The following is a 17,652-nucleotide window of genomic DNA, read 5'->3' as shown; positions in this document are numbered from 1 at the left end:
TAACCCCGTTCACAATAAAACACCAAGGGACTAAGACTAAAAGCCAAGATTCGAAACAAAAATAAACGCAACTATTTTCACCGGAGTCGGTTTTAATGAGGTCAATTTTACAGAGGTCATCCCCTTTACGGCTTTTCGACCAAAGCGGATGGAATAAGAAAAAAACGCTGTGCAACCTCTTTGCCTTGCAGCAAATCCATACCTATCTCGATGGCTTTTTCTGCCATAGGTACAGGACGTTGGACTGCTGTGGCGACCCAAGGGTTGTCAGATTGAGCGATAATCTCTGTTGCAAACGGCGCACCGTCTACAGAAGCTAATAAAAAATCGTGGCGATTGGCTTGTTGAGCGGCGCGTAGTACACCCAACGCCGTTGGATCGTTAATCGCAAAAACAGCGTCAATGCTATCATACTCTTCCATCAGATAGGTCATGGCCTCCATACCACCTTCTACGCTGCCGGTGCCATTCATACGGTCACTCAATAAGGTAATGTTTGGGTACTTAGTCAGTGCTGACTTACAGCCAGCGACGCGTTCAATCACCGACGAAACAAGCACGCCATTAACAATCACAAAGTTCCCTTCATAACCTATTTTTTCAGCCAACTTTTCACACGCCACCACACCAGCTTGAACATTATTCGTGGTGATGGTTGCATCCGCTCCGTGGGCATTGACATCCACAGCGATCACCTTAATACCGGCTCGTTGGGCTTTGGCAACCACGCCCGCCACCTTGTATTCATCCGCGGCGGTTAACACGATTAAATCGACTTTTTGTTCAATGAAATCATTAATTTGATCAATTTGTCTTTGCCAATCATAAGCATCCGAGCGAATTAACATTTTTACGGGGTGTCCCGTCAGCGCTTCGGCTTTCGACGTTGCCGACTCGACCAACTGAACAAAATAAGGGTTACCAAGATCGGCCACACTAATGCCGATTGACCTAAGAGGCTGCGGCTCAGAAGACTGGGATGACAAAGGTGAAAAAAGCAAAACAGCGACAATAAAAATAGCCAAAAGACTGGACATAAAACGATATTCTTTAAAAGACAATAATCGCCCAATAACATGCTTCTCAGTCAATGTGTTAACCCTCATATTACCACCTCAAGATTGCCATCCACTTTATACACTTGCGCTGAAAGGCTTATTACTAAAGCACTCTTTTACTGCATGCAGAGCATAAAAAGCCGCTATTCTGCCTTACTTTGCCGTAGAAACAAAATAGCGGTTTGATTTTTCTCTTAAGCCGCCTGTGTTGGACTATTCACATCCATGGCACCGGTCATAATCGCCACGGCATCCGACATTGAATGGGATTGAGGTGTGACAATCGCGGCACGTTTACCCAAGCGATGAATATGAATACGGTCAGCAACTTCAAAGACATGAGGCATATTGTGACTGATGAGAATAATCGGCAGACCACGATCACGCACTTCTTTGATCAGGTTTAGGACTCGGCGCGACTCTTTCACACCCAATGCAGCCGTTGGCTCATCCATAATAACCACTTTACTGCCAAACAAAGCCGAGCGAGCTACCGCAACACCTTGGCGTTGACCGCCAGAAAGCGACTCTACGGCTTGGCTGATGTTTTGAATGGTCATTAATCCAAGTTCAGACATCTTAGCTTTAGCACGCTTTTCCATTTCCTTCTTATCCAGCATGCGAAAAACGGAGCCCAAGATACCTGGCTTACGCAACTCTCGCCCTAAATACAAATTATCCGCAATGTTTAACGCGGGAGACACGGCCAAGTTTTGGTAAACCGTTTCAATCCCCAAGGCGCGCGCTTCCATCGGAGATGAAAAGTGCACAGGTTTACCATCCAGAAAAATCTCACCTTCATCTGGAATTAAGGCACCAGACAGCGCCTTAATCAAAGAAGACTTACCGGCGCCATTGTCACCAATGACCGCCAAGATTTCACCAGGATACAGTTCAAAATCAGCATGATCGATGGCGGTTACACTGCCATAGCGTTTTACCAAATTTTTTGTTTGTAATACCGGAGTTTGATCGTAATGTGCCGTCATTATGCTTTCCCTCTTCGAATCCACTGATCAATCGCGACCGCTGAAATAATCAATATACCGACGGTAAACTCTTGCCAAAGTACGTCTACACCAGCCAAGGCTAAGCCGTTTCGAAACACACCCACGACTAATGCGCCTATGAGGGTTCCATAAATAGAGCCTCGACCACCAAATAAACTACAGCCCCCGATAACGACCGCGGTAATACTATCAAGGTTGGTCATAGTGCCCGCTTGTGGGCTAACCGAACCAATACGACCGATCAATACCCATGCGCCTATCGCACACACCACACCGGCCAACACATACACAGACATTAAAATACGATCGGTGCGAATACCGGCTAATTTCGCCGCTTCTGGGTCATCGCCAGTGGCATAAACATGTCGTCCCCATGCGGTCCAGTTCAAGGCATACCAAATGAGGAAGAAGATACCTAACATCAACAAGGAACCGTAGGTCAACCTAGCCCCGAAGAAATCAATGGTCTGTCCCGTCCATTGCAATAATGGCGCAACACTACTGATATCTTGGGAGCGAATGGTTTCGCTTTTTGAGTACCAAAGGTTTAAAGCAAAAAATACGTTCCAAGAGCCTAAAGTCGCAATAAAGGGCGGAATTTTTAGACGTGTAATCAACAACCCATTGATGAAGCCAGCTAAGGCGCCAACACCGATGCCAATTAGAATGGATAAGCTTGGGTCAATACCATAATTTACCGCCATCCGACCCATCACAACGGAGGTCAGTACCATGATGGCACCCACCGACAAATCAATCCCCGCCGTTAATATAATCAGCGTCTGTGCGACACCAATCACACCGATAATGGTGACTTGCTGCAACACCAAAGATAAATTAAAAGGATGCAGGAAACGATCACCTACAATCACACTAAAACTAATAATCGCAAGCACTAATACAATTAATGGCGCCGCAATCGGATAGTGATGAAGAAATTTCTGAAAGCGCTGCAAAGGAGTTTCTTGGCGCTCAAATTGAGCCACATACACACTCGCTTGATCGGCCACTTTGTCGTGGTCAAGCATGGGCGATGAGGGTTTTTTATCGGTAGAACTCATAGATTACTCCAGACAGGAAAAGGGCCGTTAGCCCAACAAAATGGCTAACGGCAAACAAGGGCGCCTTGCCCATCTATTTCAGGAACGGAATTAGCCCCAGCACATCGCCAAGCCAGTTTGAGAACCAACAGACTGGACGCCTTTGGCAGGTTCGTCAGTGATAAGCTGAACGCCTGTATCGAAGAAATCTAAGCCCGTAGAAGCCGAAGGACGTGAACCGGATTTAGCAAATTCAACAATCGCAGTCACACCTTCAGAGGCCATTTTCAGAGGGAATTGCATAGAAGTGGCGCCAATTACGCCATCCTTGATGTTACGCACACCAGGACAACCGCCATCGACAGAAACAATCAAAACATCTTTTTCAAGGCCAAACGATTTCAACGCTTCATAAGCACCAGCCGCTGCGGGTTCGTTAATGGTGTAAACCAGATTTACCCCTGGGTCTTTTTGCAACAAGTTCTCCATGGCGCGACGGCCACCTTCTTCAGAACCTTGAGTAACGTCATTTCCAACTATTCTAGAGTCAGTTTCATCGCCCATGCGGCCTGGATTTTTAATATCAATGCCAAAACCTTGTAGGAAGCCCTGGTTACGCGCCACGTCAACCGTAATTTGGCTAGTACTTAAATCAAGTAGGGCTATTTTCGCGTCTTTGGCTTTGTCGCCCATTTTCGCTTTCGCCCACTGACCAATCATCTCGCCGGCTTTGAAGTTGTCCGTTGCGAACGTCATGTCAGCGGCATTAGCAGGGCTAAGTGGCGTATCTAACGCGATTACCAATAGACCGGCATCACGTGCTTTTTGAATCGTTGGCACAATACCCGCTGTATCGCTTGGGGTAATCAAAATACCCTTAGCACCGGCAGCAATTAAGTTCTCTACTGCTTGTACCTGCGTTTCATTATCGCCATCGTAACGACCAGCAAAAGTGCGCAACTCAACACCTAGCTCATCGGCTTTCTGTTGAGCACCATCTTTCATTTTAACGAAGAAGGGGTTGGTATTGGTTTTGGTGATTAAACCAATAATGGGGGTTTCTGCTATGGCAACAGTGGATAAAGCACTAGCAGCAACAAGACACGCGATTTTTTTGTATGGAAGAAATTTCATCGTTTTATAACTCCAATTTTTGTTTTTATTATTGGCGGCGACGCCATTAAAACAGACTCAACCCAGACTCTGTTTCTAATAAGCACTATGCAGCGAGAAAACGAATGAATAATTTCATCATTGGGTCTTTTTTTGTAATATTTGTAACAATGCTCTAACTATTTTGAAATATTTCTCTTAACTGTTTGATTGTAAAAGGCTTAGCAATAAATAAGTCCTCTTCATTTAATTGATATTTTTGTTTTAACTCGTCTTTTGGGAGTCCAGACATTAGTAAGATGGGGCCTGTAAAAGCAAACTGTTCAGAACGAACTCGTCGCGCCAGTGCAACGCCGTTCATGGCACCCGATAAATTCACATCCGATACCATGGCATCAGGGATAATGGCTTTTTCTAAGGCGTTCTCCACCGCTTCAGCGCAATCAAAACTTTGCACCATAAAGCCCATTTTTTCTAGCTGCTCACGCATCACCCGACAGACTTCTTCGTCGTCTTCCACCAGCCAAACCAAACTGTGCTCTGCTAACTTGATCACATTTTGACTCGGTACAGCATGCGTTTCAGAGACGTTTTCCAATGAAATAAGTTGCGGTAAAAAAAGACACACTCGCGTCCACTGACCTTTTTCTGAGGTCACTTTAATCTCGCCGCCACTTTGTTTCACAAAGCCATAAATCATACTCAACCCTAAACCACTGCCCTTACCGACAGGTTTGGTGGTAAAAAACGGCTCAAAAATTCGCCCAATCACCTCTTCTGCTATGCCTTCGCCCGAATCTTCAACACGAATACGAATAGCGGGGACATCACTGTCAGGCAGAGTGCAAAGTTTGGTAGAAAAGGCCAAACGACCACCTTCTGGCATAGCGCTGGCGCTGTTTAAAGACAAATTTAACAGGGCGTTTTCCAGCTGCGAAGGATCAATCAAACTCACCACATCAGGACATTGTAAGTCGCTGTCAACAACGATATGTGAACCAACACTGTACTCCACCAAATCCAGCATGCCTTCAATGAGATCATCAATCGCAATCGGAACCGGAAACAACTGCTGACGGCGACTAAAGGCCAACAATCGCTGAACCAAGTTACTGCTTTTTTCCGAGACCACCAGCGCGCGCTCTATGTAGCGCGCTTGATCAGAGGTTTGTGGGCGCGAATCTGACAACATTTGTAAGTTGCCCATAATCGCGGCTAACAAATTATTGAAATCATGGGCTACCCCACCGGTCAACTGCCCCAACATCTCCATTTTTTGCGCTTGACGCAACTGGCTTTCAACACTTTTACGCTCAGTTAAATCCGTGTAAAGGGTCACAAAACCGCCCTCGGGCATAGGTTTAGAGCGAAATTCAATGATCTTGCCTGAATCAAAATGCCGTTCAAAACTTTGAAAACGCAAATGACGAGACACATTCACTTCGTCCATGTGTACTTGTTGATTTTCTAGGTTTAGGTTCTTATGTTGCCCTTGATTAATCAGGCTTTGTACCTGATCAATAGACATACCGACACTCAAATCATCGTCAGACAAATCGAACAGGGTTTGATAGCCCGAATTCCACGCCACCAAGGTGCCCTTCGCTGAAAACACACTCAAACCATCGTTCATGTTGTCGAAAATGGTTTCCAACAGACGCTTCTGTTCTGAAAGCTCTGCGGTGACTTCCAAACGCCTTAACGCATCACGACGAAATACCTCAAACGTATCCGCTAAGGTGCCAATTTCATCATTGCGACGTATACCTGTGTGTTTGGAATCGACTTGTCCCAATGACAACTGCTCCATGTCGTTTGTCACCACACCCAAGTCTTTTGTCATCCGCTGGCTATACCAATACAAGCGAGTCAAACCTAACAACAGAAACAACGAAATGCCGATGATCCAATTTTGCCCTCGCGCCACAAACGCAGACACATCCTGACGCTGACGACTCACTTTTTTCTGTAAGCCACCCACAAAGTGACTAACTTGGCGACTGAGTTGCTCAGATTTAGCGCGGATCGCAATGAGCAAATACCCCTTACGCTCTTGGATTTCACTCAAACGCCGATGAGCACTCAAAAGATCCTTGGCAATACTCGCCACCTGATCCTCTTGATCGTACAACTTTAAGCTTTCTAAGATACTTTCTGGCACCAAACTCGGCGCCTCAAGCAACTGCAGCAACCAAGCCAAACCTTGCTGGCTGTTTATCTGCGCGGCATCTAGATTGTTCAGTGGCAACTGACGAATTCGAAACTGCTGCGCCAAACTGTCCTCGCGCAAATACAGCTCCTCCCTCACTAAAGCGACCAACTCTTCTAAGGTAGTCTGCAAATCATCAAGTCGATCGTCGATATCACGCTGGAAAACGGAATCTGTCAGGCTATCCGCTACCCCGCGTAACTCAAGAATACGCAGGCGAATCCGTTCGGACTCAGTTTGTAGTTGAAAAGGACGCCCAGAACCTGCGGTATAAGGCGCGATGGCGGCTAACTGAGCAACACCCTCGGCCAAGGTGAGAGCCGTATTGATTTCAGGTAAGGTTTCGGACTCAAATTCGGACAATGACGCTTCACTGACACGCATAGACTGCCAACCTATGCCCACCATAAAAAACGCCACCACACTGATGGCTAAAATCGATAAAGACGCTTTTTGGCGGATACTCGTAAAGCGCATTTACTGAATCCGCACCGGGCCCTGGAAAAAATACCCCAAGCCACGTTGAGTCTTAATGAACTCCGGCGTTTTGGGGTTTTGTTCTATTTTTCGACGCAGACGCAAAATCAGCACGTCTACCGTGCGGTCAAACACCTCGGTGTCTAAACCTCGGCTTTGCTCTATCAATTGTTCACGGGAAAAAATCCGATCAGGATGACGCGCCAACACCTCTAACAAAGAAAATTCACCCAGCGTCAAAGTCACCAGCTTTCCCTCTTTATCCTGTAAAAGCCGCGCCGTTAAATCCAGTACCCAACTGCCGAATACGAGACACTCATGATCTTGATTAATGGCGCTGCCCAAGGCTGACGGAGCTTGATAAGCACGACGTAACAGAGCATGAATACGAGCGGTCAGCTCACGCAAGTTAAACGGTTTCATCATGTAATCGTCTGCGGCAAGCTCCAACCCTAATATTCGATCGGTTTCATCCCCCTTACCGGTTAGCATCATGATGGGCATGGCAAATCGTGATCTAATGTCTCGAGCAAGATTCAAACCGTCTTCTTCTTGAAGGTATAAATCCATCAATACCAAATCCACGGGCTCAACGTCCAAATGAAGCCAAGTCTGACGACCATTTTCCGCTTCTAATACTCGATAGCCTTTTTGTGACAAGGCGTCACAAAGAAGTTGACGAATGTCTTGATCATCGTCCACCACCAATAGGGTCTTTTTATTTTGCTCTGTCATTGTCTAAGCTGGAATCCATTGTCGTTATTATTTGCACACCAAACTAACGCAAAAATCGCCATCAAGGTATGTGTTGTATCATGTTAAAATTAATAGAAGATTAACAGAAGAAAAAGCAAAATAACCTTTTATCACACGGTATTATCGCACCAAGATACCGTTTAGATCACACCATGAGCCATTGTATGTCAAACGAACTGCCCATTCACTCACTTATCCCCCAACTCAAGCAGCAACTTTTGCATCACCACGAAGCCATATTAGAAGCCGCTCCCGGTACGGGTAAAACCACGGTGGTTCCATTGGCTTTAATGAATGAGGCTTGGCTCAAAGGGCGCAAAATACTCATGTTAGAACCAAGACGTTTAGCCGCGAAAACCGCAGCAAAACGCCTTGCGGACAGTTTGCAAGAAGCTCTCGGACAGCGTATTGGTTATCGAATTCGCCATGAAGGCAAAGAAAGTCCACTCACACAAGTTTTGGTGGTCACCGAAGGTGTATTAACGCGCATGTTGCACGATGACCCAAGCCTAGATGACATTGCTTTGGTGATTTTCGACGAGTTCCACGAGCGCAATTTGCATTCGGATTTAGCCTTTGCTTTGTGCCTACAAGCACGCGAATTGTATCGTGACCAAGATCCGCTTAAGCTCTTGGTGATGTCTGCGACGCTAGATACCGACGCACTAGAAACGCGACTTGGTTGCCCAACCCTGACCAGTCAAGGCCGAAGTTTTCCAATCACGACACATTATGGCAATAAATCCCTTAAAACCTTTCAGGTCACCGACGAAGTCGTGCGCCTTACTTGCCAAGCTTTTTATGAAGAAACCGGCAGCATTTTGGTCTTTCTACCAGGTCAAAAAGAAATCCGACACGCTGCCAGCCAATTGCAACAGCACTTAGGCCATGAAGTCTATTTAAGCATCTTGCCCTTGTATGGCGAGCTCAGTTTAAAAGAACAAGAAACGGTCATTGAACCCACGACAGCCCCCCATCGTAAAATTGTACTGGCGACAGCCATTGCACAAACCAGCTTAACCATTGATGGCATTCGCGTAGTCATTGACAGTGGTCTTAGCCGTGAAGCACGCTTTGATGCCAATACAGCGATCACACGATTACATACACGTCGCGCAACACAAGCGGAAACCACTCAACGTATGGGTCGAGCTGGGCGAACCGAAGCAGGCGTTTGTTATCGTTGGTGGAGCGAAGCACAACAACATCAGCTTGCTCCACAGGCTCAACCACAAATAGAAATCAGCGACTTGAGTAGCCTGGTGATGGATTTAGCAAAATGGGGCGTGCAAGAACGTTTGGAATTGGATTGGATGACACCGCCACCGAACAGCCATTGGCAACAGGCGATTGACTTGCTAACCAACCTGCAAGCACTTGAGCAACCTCAAACATCACCACCGTCTTTAGCGTTAAGCCAACTCGGTGAGCAAATGAGCCGCCTTGGAATCGAACCTAGACTGGCCCGATTGCTGCTGGATGGCAAGCAAAACAATCAAAGCGATTTAGCCAGTGCCATCTGTACACTTTTGTCGGAGGGCGATCCTCTGTCCAATCACCATAGCGACTTATCGGATCGACTTCATTGGTTATCTGGGTCACGTCAGATCCAGAGCAAACGCCCAAGACAACACTATTTAAACGCTCAGCAACAATGGCAAAAGCGCAGTCAGCAAATCAGCACGCAACCGGCCTCAAACAATGGTCAAAAAGAGATCGCTTTTTTATTGATTCGAGCGTTTACGGACCGTATTGCACAACGTGCAGGGCAAGACCATGACAAGACACGATACAAACTGGCCAATGGTCGCATGGCCAGTCTATCGTCTCTCGATCCTTGCGCCCAAAGTGACTGGCTCATCGCATTAGATATCGGTGGGCATCATGGGCAAGAAGAAGATCGTATTTTTCTCGCTTACCCCATTCAGCTTTCCATGCTGACACAAGATTTTGACGACGTATTCACCGTTAAACATCATCTTGCTTGGTCAAAAAAAGAAGAACGTCTACTCAGTGAGTCACAACATTGGATTGGCAAATTGTGTGTGCATAAACAAAAGCTCAATAAACCGTCTGAAGCCGATATCGGCCAAGCGGTTTGCCATTTCATTCGCCAAGAAGGTCTGTGTGTCCTGCCTTGGAACGAATCCAGCGAGCAACTACGAGCACGCCTACAATTCGCCTTCATGCACGATCAGCAAAACCTCTGGCCGAATTGTTCTGATAACGCGTTATTAGCAGACCTCGAACAGTGGCTCGGGCCGTATCTTGGCAAGGTAACCAATCAACAAGCCATGAACAAGCTCGTATTAAACGATATTTTGTTAAGTCGGCTAGATTGGAACCAACAGCAATTTCTTAATCAAAAAGTCCCTGCCCGAATCACTGTGCCATCGGGATCCAGTCATGCGATTGATTACTGTGAGCAACAGCCAACCCTGAGAGTCAAACTTCAAGAAATGTTCGGCTACACCAGCAGTCCCACTGTACTGAATCAGATAATACGTATCGAACTGCTTTCACCGGGGCAGCGCCCCCTTGCAGTAACACAAGATTTAGCGTTTTTCTGGCGTGAAGCGTACCCAGAAGTACGCAAGGAAATGCGCGGCAGATACCCTAAACACCCTTGGCCAGAAGATCCTATGACCGCTCAAGCTACGGCAAAAACCAACCGTGCATTAAGATCGTCTTAATTGACTTAACGCCTGTCCAGTCAATTGCTGGCTGAAGGGCGTATTTTTCGGATGAGTGGGCGACCAGCCCATAATAAAGCGATGAAAGTCTGCCCACGCAATAGGAAACAAGTTTTGCCACTCTTCAATGACCTCTTGAGCAAAGGCCTGCGACTCGCCTTGCGCCATCAACGCTCGTCCTAACTCTGAAAAATAATACTCCAATAGGTAATCTATATTTTCGGCCAACTCAAACTCAGATAAAGCACTGCCTAAAAGATACGCTAAATCCTGCACTCCCACACCACCACCAACGTATTGGAAATCCACTGCAGCCACTTGATTATCAAGGGGCGAAAAACAAAAATTCGCCACCTTGGCATCTCCATGAACTAGGGTTTTAAAACGCGCGTTATCCAAACATTTTGCCAATTCAGACGCGACAAATTTTAATTCGCCCTCAGCCATAACAGACCACTCTTCTTGGCGAGTATCAAGATGCCAATAAGTTCCTTTGCTCCATAAACCATTCGGCCAATCAGTAGAAGGTGTTGGATGAATAAAGCCTGCATGAAACGCCGCAAGCCAATTAATACAAGAAAGCAAATACTCGCTATTGTGAGCGTTATATCGATCTTCATAACCAACAGCGTCTAAATCTTCCAATAAAGTTAATCGTTGACCTGTATATTCATCATAAAAATCGCCATAGCACTGCGCAACACGCGCCGACGGATGACAGCGAGACGCCCAATGTCGATACCAATGTTGCTCTATTTCATAGGAACGAACCTTACGAAGATGCGCATGATCCGAATGCCACCCCCTAGGATGACTCACTTCCAAAGGAAATGAGCAATGCTTAACAATAACAGACGATGGCGCTTCTTTTCCTGTGAGCGAATAACGCACTACCTCGCCATAACCGCTCCACAGTGACTGAATCAACGACCCGCGCTCTACCGTATCCGCTTTACACTGCCGCTTAATATAAATCTCGGGCGTCATCATTTTTCTAAAATCCACGTAAAAGACGCGACTATTTTACCCATAAAGCGGTATTCTAAAACGTCTTTTATCATCATTACTGATCTGACATGAGCCTTATTCTGTTCTACTTAAAAAAATTCATCGGCATGATGCTAATGCCCATTCCCCTAACATTAGTGGCCATGTGTCTCGCGTTTTTACTGATGAAAAAATGTCCGAAGCTCGCTCGGCTCTTCTTGTTAATCGGCATCATCATGCTGGGATTAACCAGCTGGAGCCCAGTGGCCGATAAACTCATCGCCACGGTCGAACATGACTTCCCCATATTTGATATTCAGCAGCCAGTGGATGTGGTTATCGTCCTCGGCAGCGGCCATAAAGACCTCAGCAAAACGCCAACGATTATGGCATTAGGGAACAGCGCCCTGTTTAGACTCGAAGAAGGGTTACGTATTTTAAAAGCCAACCCCAACGCGCAATTATTCGTGTCTGGTTACTCTGGTGAAATGACAGAACCTCACGCAGAAGTCATGCGTCGAGCCGCCATTGAGTTAGGCGTCAAACCTGACCGTATTAAAGCCTTCCCTCTCGCCAAAGACACCGAAGAGGAAGCCAAGAGCATGAAACCCTATCTAGATGAAAAACAAGCCGCACTGGTTACCGAAGCATCACACCTCAAACGTGCGTCTATCTTCTTCGAAAAAGCCGGCATCAACATCATCCCTGCGCCCGCCCTGTACTTAGGCTCAGAAAAAAGTGACTGGCAAATCGACGCCAACGCCGCCTACAAAAGCCAACGCGCCTTTTACGAATGGCTTGGACGTGGCTGGCAATGGATTAAAAATTAAAAAGCAGCACCCATCACTGAGTACTGCTTATCTATTGCTTCAGTTAATCGCTATTCTTTAAGACATCAAACCTGAAACAAGAAGTTTTTGATCAGGTCTTTTCCACCTTCTGTTGCAAAGGATTCTGGATGAAATTGAATGCCTTGGATTGGGTATTCTTTGTGACGCACGCCCATCAGCTCAAACTTGCCGCCTTTATGAATCGTCGCGAGGTCCTTGAAATCAGCTTGTTTTAACTCACCAACGGACGCGGTGACTTCTAGCACATCAGGGAAGCTTTCTGCTTCGGCAATAAGCGAGTGATAGCGCATCACTTCCAGCTGGTCAGGAATGTCATGAAAAATACCTTCGCTATTGTGGGTGATCGGGCTGGTTTTGCCGTGCATCGGCAAGGGAGCTTTCACCACTCTGCCACCAAATACATGACAAATACCCTGCATTCCCAAGCAAACACCCAACAATGGAATGGTTTTGCCAAATTCTAAGATCACGTCTGCACACACGCCAAAGTAAGCCTTGTCGTCTGGGGAACCTGGCCCTGGGGAGATAATAATGCGATCTGGTGCAGCGGCACGAATATCGTCTAAGGTCACCTCGTCGTTACGTTTAACAATCACCTCAAAGGCGTCGATTTCACCACGGCTTTTTTCGGTTTCTAATACTTCACCAATAAACTGATACAGGTTGTACGTGAAGGAATCGTAGTTGTCGATAATATACACTTTCATGTCGGCTTCCCTTACGCTTTGTCTTGTATGTTGGCTGGGGCGAAACTGTCTAACACCCGCTTGGTGCCAGCAAATTTGCGTTGGATTTCTTCGTATTCGTCTTCGGCATTGGAGTCATACACATTGCCGCCACAGGTTTGCACATAGGCTTTATTGCCCTTGGCAAACACAGTACGAATCGGAATCGCAAACATACAATCGCCATTAAAAGAGAACTGACCCACCGCGCCGCCGTAAGGACCACGACCGTCGTTTTCCAAATCGTCGATGATCTTCATCGCTTCGATTTTTGGCGCGCCCGTCAAAGTTCCTGCAGGGAAGTTGCTCGCCAACGCAGAGAACATATCGTGATCTTCCGCCATAATGCCGACAATCTCACTGGAAATGTGTTGAACGTGACTAAAACGCTTAATGTCCATCAAGCTGCGCACTTTTACTGTACCGAATCGCGCTACGCGGCCAATGTCGTTACGATGCAAATCGACAATCATATTGTGCTCAGCGATTTCTTTTGGATCGTTCAACAAAGCACGAGCCAACGCCGTATCTTCTGCCGCGTCTTTACCACGCTTCGCTGTACCTGCTAGCGGGAAGGTTTCCATTTCCCCTTGGCGAACTCGGAACAATAATTCTGGACTCGCTCCAATGACTTTTTGCTCACCAAACTTGATGTAATACATTTGCGGCGAAGGGTTCACTTCGCGCAATTGCTCGTACAAGTTGATGGTATCGCCTTCCATATCGAACCATTTTTTAAAGCCCACTTCACACTGGAAGATCTTACCTTCAATGATGTCTTGCTTCACCTTGGCAACGGCATTCGCGTGATCCGCCTTACTCATGGACTCACCTGCCGGCGTAACCACAAAGGGGCCGTTTTCTGGCGTTGGTTCTGCCATCATGGCGTTCACCAAGTCCACACGGTTTGCGTCACCAGACTCGTCTTCATAATAGAAGTAAAAAACATCCCCCGTCATCTTGTCCAGAATCAAACCATCTTTGTACAAACCAAAACGAAAGGCGTCGAACATCTCGCTCGATTGCAAATCCAAGGTCGACTCAAAGTAATTCATACTATCGTAACCGATATAACCCGTTAAACCACCTGCAAAGCCCCGCGACAAAATATTCTGCGGCACGATATCACGCAGCAAATAGTACGGATTGTCGGATTCAAACGATTCCGTGCTGCCGTTGCGTTCTTGGATAAACAACTGTTTGCCTTCAGCCCAGATCAGTTTTTCAGGGTCAAAACCAATGATCGAATGGCGGGAAATGAAACTCTCTTCACCAAGGGATTCCAACATAAAACAGTTGTCAAAACGTTTCTCGACCTTTTTAAACAAATCAAAAAAATCACAAGTGGAACTGATGGTAACGTACTTAGGTTTACGCGGCAGCGTAATGCGCTGCGGCTTTTTAGTATATGAACTCATATCTCTTTTAATTCCTTCAATGCTCGGGAACCACGGGTCACAGTGGCAATTCCCACCCCTAATTGTTTCGCAATGTCTCGCTGTGGCACGCCTTGCTCTAACAGAGAGAAAATTTGTAATCTGTGTTGCATCTCGTTGATTTCATTAGGAGTTAGCAAGGCTTTTAAGCGTTTCTCCAACACCACTTCATCACCGACTTCGGTTAAAAACTGGACCAAGTCCTTCATAGGATTCGACTCTCACAAGAAGGTTTGTATTCACGTACTAGTACGGTATAGATTTTAAGGGAGAGAAGCAAGAGGAACAGACACAAAAAAGCACCGGCTAGCGGTGCTTTTTTGTTAGGGCGATCACTCTTTTTGAGGGGCTAAACCGTTTTAAACAAATACGCCTTGGCTTCGTAGGTTTTAGACACCTCTGCAATTTCCTCGCTGCTCTGTTGAAGATTCATCATCAAGTTAGACAGTGTCTTTATGGATTGTTCATTTTCACTGATTTTTTCATTGATCAAACGGATAACCTTTTCTTGCTCAAGTGTCTCTTTCGCAATGGTTTTGCTTGCCTTAGCGACATTACCGACCGCTTTCGACCGTTCTAGCAATGCGCTGGATATTGTCTGTGCATGCTGAACACTGGTCGAGGTTGTCTGTTTGCTGGATTCCATAGAGTCGACTGTGCGCTTAACACTGGTATTTAGATTCACCAATACTTTTTCTATCTCATCGGTTGAATCGCTGGACCGTTGCGCTAGCGTTCTCACTTCATCCGCGACAACGGCAAAACCTCGACCCGTTTCGCCGGCTCTGGCGGCTTCAATCGCGGCATTTAATGCCAGTAAATTGGTTTGCTCAGAAATACTTCTGATTGAGCTGAGTAACTTGGTAATGGAATCCACGTCGGCCGTAAGCGAACTGAGTGATTCCGACGCTGCCAAGGTGTTTTTCGACAACAGCTGCATATCATCCATGATCGCCAGCGTTTGATTACTGTCGCTTAAAATACCCTTTTCTAAGTCCGTTATTAACTCTGCGGACTCCCCACTACGCTGAGTAACAGACTGCATAGATTGGGACACATCGCCCGTAAGCTCTGCCGCATTTTGTGCAAGGGCATTACCATACACCACACGCTCCGTGGCTTCTTCACTAATGGTATTCACCTGTCGACTGGTAGATACAAGCTTATTGGCTATCTGTTGATAATCCGTAAAAACGCCTACCAATTTATCTAACAAAGAATTGAACGATTGTTCCGCACTAGAACGAGGATTTTCAAGTCGTACTGACAGGTCGTTATTGTTAGAAATACGCTCGATCGCAGTGGCTATTTTTATGTTTGCACTCGATTCACTTTTCATCAAGGACGCCATGTATATCAACAAGCCCGACTGAGCAATCGCAAAAGTACAGTGCACTATGGTCAGCCATACCGTATGACTGCCAGCAATCACTATAATAGGCATATCGCCTAAGTGCGCACCCTGCATCTGTAGAAACATGAAACCAATATGGTAAACGGCCGTGGTCAACAAAGCGGCGATAATGGGCTTCCAGTCCTGATACACAAGAAACACCACAATAGAGGCAAAAATATGAAAATGCATTTCAACCATACCCAGCTGACTCTGAATAAGCGCAGATGAGAAAAGCATCATATAAATGCCTGCCAACACGGAGAAGACCGTAGTTCCCTTAAATAAGCTATAAGACACCTGGGTCGCAACAAACAAGACCGCTGAGCTTATCAAAGTAAACACCAACAGGCCTTCTCCAACCGATCCACTGATCAGCAGTATAGGTATCTGCAACAGCAAAAAGCGGTAAATAAACAAATCATTTTTCTTGGTACTTTCTGACGAAGTTGACATTATTGGCCTTTAAATGAGTTTTTTTTCTATGGGTACTACTAGCACGACGTTGAGTCATATCTATGGTTAAAATATATCCTAAAATGCCAAATAGTCGATTTATCTATACGACCAAAGTAAAGATTAAGATCAATGCATAAGACAAATTATGGCTTTTTTAGTTCCTTCCCCAACTCTAGCCTTAAATCCAGTCTATTTTATCACTTAATGTATATAAATGTTTATTTTGGTAAGCCAAAGAAAAACACTACAGATATAAAAATCGCCTTATGCATATTCCAAAAAAGTTTATTTAAAGGCGTTGTAATAACCAAATCTTTTAAGTAACCTCACTCTTAATGAAATATTAAGCTTCCCAAATGAGGATACTATGAAATCTACACCCCGTTTTTTTAAGTCAGTGATAGGCACCTTATTGTTGACTGGTGCGGTCCAAGCGTCCGCGGCGGATCAGGCTATTTTAAACACGTCTTACGACATCGCTCGCGAGTTGTTTGCCGCTTACAACCCAACCTTTGAGCAACATTGGTTAGAAAAGACCGGAAAAACCATCGAGATCAAGCAGTCTCATGCGGGTTCTTCTAAACAAGCCAATGCCATTATGAACGGTTTATCTGCTGACGTAGTAACCTTTAACCAAGTGACTGATGTACAAGTATTGCATGACAAAGGCAAGATGATACCTGCCGATTGGAAAACACAATTCCCAAATGCCAGTTCACCATACTATTCAACTACTGCGTTTCTTGTTAGAAAAGGTAATCCGAAAAACATTCAGAACTGGGGAGACCTAGTCGCAGCGGATGTTGCATTAGTTTTTCCAAACCCCAAAACATCGGGTAATGGTCGTTATACTTATTTAGCTGCTCAAGGCTATGCTCAAAAAACCTTTGGCACTGATGATGAAGCGAAAATCGACGATTTCTTGCGCACTTTTCTTAAAAACGTTGCCGTATTTGATACGGGCGGCCGTGGTGCCACAACCACTTTCGTTGAACGTGGCATAGGCGATGTGTTGATTACATTTGAATCAGAAGTGAACAATATCCGTAGCCAATATGGCGCAGACAATTACGATGTTGTTGTACCTAAGACTTCTATCTTGGCAGAGTTTCCGGTTGCTGTCGTGGAGAAAAATGTAAAGCGCAATGGTACAGAAGCAGTCTCTCGTGAATATCTAAGCTACTTGTACAGCGAAGAGTCACAGCGCTTATTAGCAGGCTTTAATTACCGTGTGCACAACGATGTAGTGAAAGCGGAGTTTGCAGAAACGTTTCCCGAGATTACTCTGTTGACGGTAGAAGAAATTGCCGGTGGATGGCCACAAGCGACTAAAGACATCTTTGCTAATGGTGGTAAACTAGACCAACTTCAGCGCCGCTAAGACTGAGATAGGCACTTTTCAGCATAGTATAGAAAAATATGCTCATTAGATTGACCTTTTCATA

At 45.8% G+C, this 17,652-nt stretch carries 14 protein-coding genes; 3 read left to right on the top strand and 11 right to left on the bottom strand.

Annotation, left to right across the window (positions count from 1 at the left end):
• Positions 1 to 125: 125 nt before the first annotated feature.
• The 6 genes from EBI00_RS15335 to EBI00_RS15310 form a co-directional block, all read right to left on the bottom strand.
• Positions 126 to 1,106 (bottom strand): substrate-binding domain-containing protein, encoded by a 981-nt coding sequence (locus EBI00_RS15335; RefSeq protein WP_123096808.1) that lies wholly within the window; start codon positions 1,104 to 1,106, stop codon positions 126 to 128.
• Between the two features lie 146 nt (positions 1,107 to 1,252).
• Positions 1,253 to 2,047, bottom strand: coding sequence for an ATP-binding cassette domain-containing protein (locus EBI00_RS15330; RefSeq protein WP_123096807.1), 795 nt, complete (start codon positions 2,045 to 2,047; stop codon positions 1,253 to 1,255).
• Positions 2,047 to 3,129 carry an ABC transporter permease gene (locus tag EBI00_RS15325; protein WP_123096806.1) on the bottom strand — a complete coding sequence of 361 codons (1,083 nt, stop codon included), beginning with the start codon at positions 3,127 to 3,129 and terminating at the stop codon, positions 2,047 to 2,049. Before EBI00_RS15325 ends, EBI00_RS15330 begins: the two co-directional genes overlap by 1 nt.
• Positions 3,130 to 3,219: 90 nt before the next feature.
• Positions 3,220 to 4,242 carry a sugar ABC transporter substrate-binding protein gene (locus EBI00_RS15320; RefSeq protein ID WP_123096805.1) on the bottom strand — a complete coding sequence of 341 codons (1,023 nt, stop codon included), beginning with the start codon at positions 4,240 to 4,242 and terminating at the stop codon, positions 3,220 to 3,222.
• Positions 4,243 to 4,396: 154 nt separating this feature from the next.
• Positions 4,397 to 6,907: a PAS-domain containing protein gene (locus EBI00_RS15315; RefSeq protein WP_123096804.1), complete on the bottom strand. Its 2,511-nt coding sequence runs from the start codon at positions 6,905 to 6,907 to the stop codon at positions 4,397 to 4,399.
• Complete coding sequence (locus EBI00_RS15310) at positions 6,908 to 7,642, bottom strand: response regulator (protein WP_123096803.1); 735 nt, start codon at positions 7,640 to 7,642, stop codon at positions 6,908 to 6,910.
• A gap of 185 nt (positions 7,643 to 7,827) precedes the next feature.
• Between EBI00_RS15310 and hrpB the strand changes: the two genes are divergently transcribed.
• Positions 7,828 to 10,356 (top strand): ATP-dependent helicase HrpB, encoded by a 2,529-nt coding sequence (hrpB, locus tag EBI00_RS15305; protein ID WP_123096802.1) that lies wholly within the window; start codon positions 7,828 to 7,830, stop codon positions 10,354 to 10,356.
• Here the strand turns inward: hrpB and EBI00_RS15300 are convergent.
• Positions 10,342 to 11,346, bottom strand: coding sequence for a phosphotransferase (locus EBI00_RS15300; protein WP_241557066.1), 1,005 nt, complete (start codon positions 11,344 to 11,346; stop codon positions 10,342 to 10,344). The two genes, hrpB and EBI00_RS15300, sit on opposite strands and share 15 nt — an antisense overlap.
• Before the next feature lie 86 nt (positions 11,347 to 11,432).
• Between EBI00_RS15300 and EBI00_RS15295 the strand changes: the two genes are divergently transcribed.
• Positions 11,433 to 12,173, top strand: coding sequence for an ElyC/SanA/YdcF family protein (locus EBI00_RS15295; RefSeq protein WP_123096801.1), 741 nt, complete (start codon positions 11,433 to 11,435; stop codon positions 12,171 to 12,173).
• Between the two features lie 65 nt (positions 12,174 to 12,238).
• On the opposite strand, the gene EBI00_RS15290 is transcribed toward EBI00_RS15295, so the two are convergent.
• The 4 genes from EBI00_RS15290 to EBI00_RS15275 form a co-directional block, all read right to left on the bottom strand.
• Entirely contained in the window at positions 12,239 to 12,901 is a 663-nt protein-coding gene (locus tag EBI00_RS15290) for an anthranilate synthase component II (protein ID WP_111608549.1), read from the bottom strand.
• A gap of 11 nt (positions 12,902 to 12,912) precedes the next feature.
• A complete protein-coding gene (locus EBI00_RS15285) occupies positions 12,913 to 14,337 on the bottom strand; it encodes an anthranilate synthase component I family protein (RefSeq protein WP_123096800.1) in 1,425 nt (474 codons plus the stop codon).
• Entirely contained in the window at positions 14,334 to 14,564 is a 231-nt protein-coding gene (locus EBI00_RS15280) for a Trp family transcriptional regulator (RefSeq protein ID WP_123096799.1), read from the bottom strand. The genes EBI00_RS15285 and EBI00_RS15280 overlap by 4 nt, the downstream gene beginning before the upstream one ends.
• Before the next feature lie 140 nt (positions 14,565 to 14,704).
• On the bottom strand, positions 14,705 to 16,204 hold the full coding sequence (locus tag EBI00_RS15275; RefSeq protein ID WP_123096798.1) for a methyl-accepting chemotaxis protein: 1,500 nt from the start codon (positions 16,202 to 16,204) through the stop codon (positions 14,705 to 14,707).
• A gap of 370 nt (positions 16,205 to 16,574) precedes the next feature.
• Here EBI00_RS15275 and cysP point away from each other — a divergent pair, with 370 nt between their 5' ends.
• Complete coding sequence (gene cysP, locus EBI00_RS15270; RefSeq protein ID WP_123096797.1) at positions 16,575 to 17,588, top strand: thiosulfate ABC transporter substrate-binding protein CysP; 1,014 nt, start codon at positions 16,575 to 16,577, stop codon at positions 17,586 to 17,588.
• The last annotated feature ends 64 nt before the right edge of the window (positions 17,589 to 17,652 follow it).

The sequence above is a fragment of the Marinomonas hwangdonensis genome (genome assembly GCF_003721245.1).
GTDB classification, from domain to species: Bacteria; Pseudomonadota; Gammaproteobacteria; order Pseudomonadales; family Marinomonadaceae; genus Marinomonas; species Marinomonas hwangdonensis.
The sequence above is the reverse complement of the archived record's forward strand: the minus strand, read 5'-3'. Positions and strand labels throughout refer to the sequence as shown.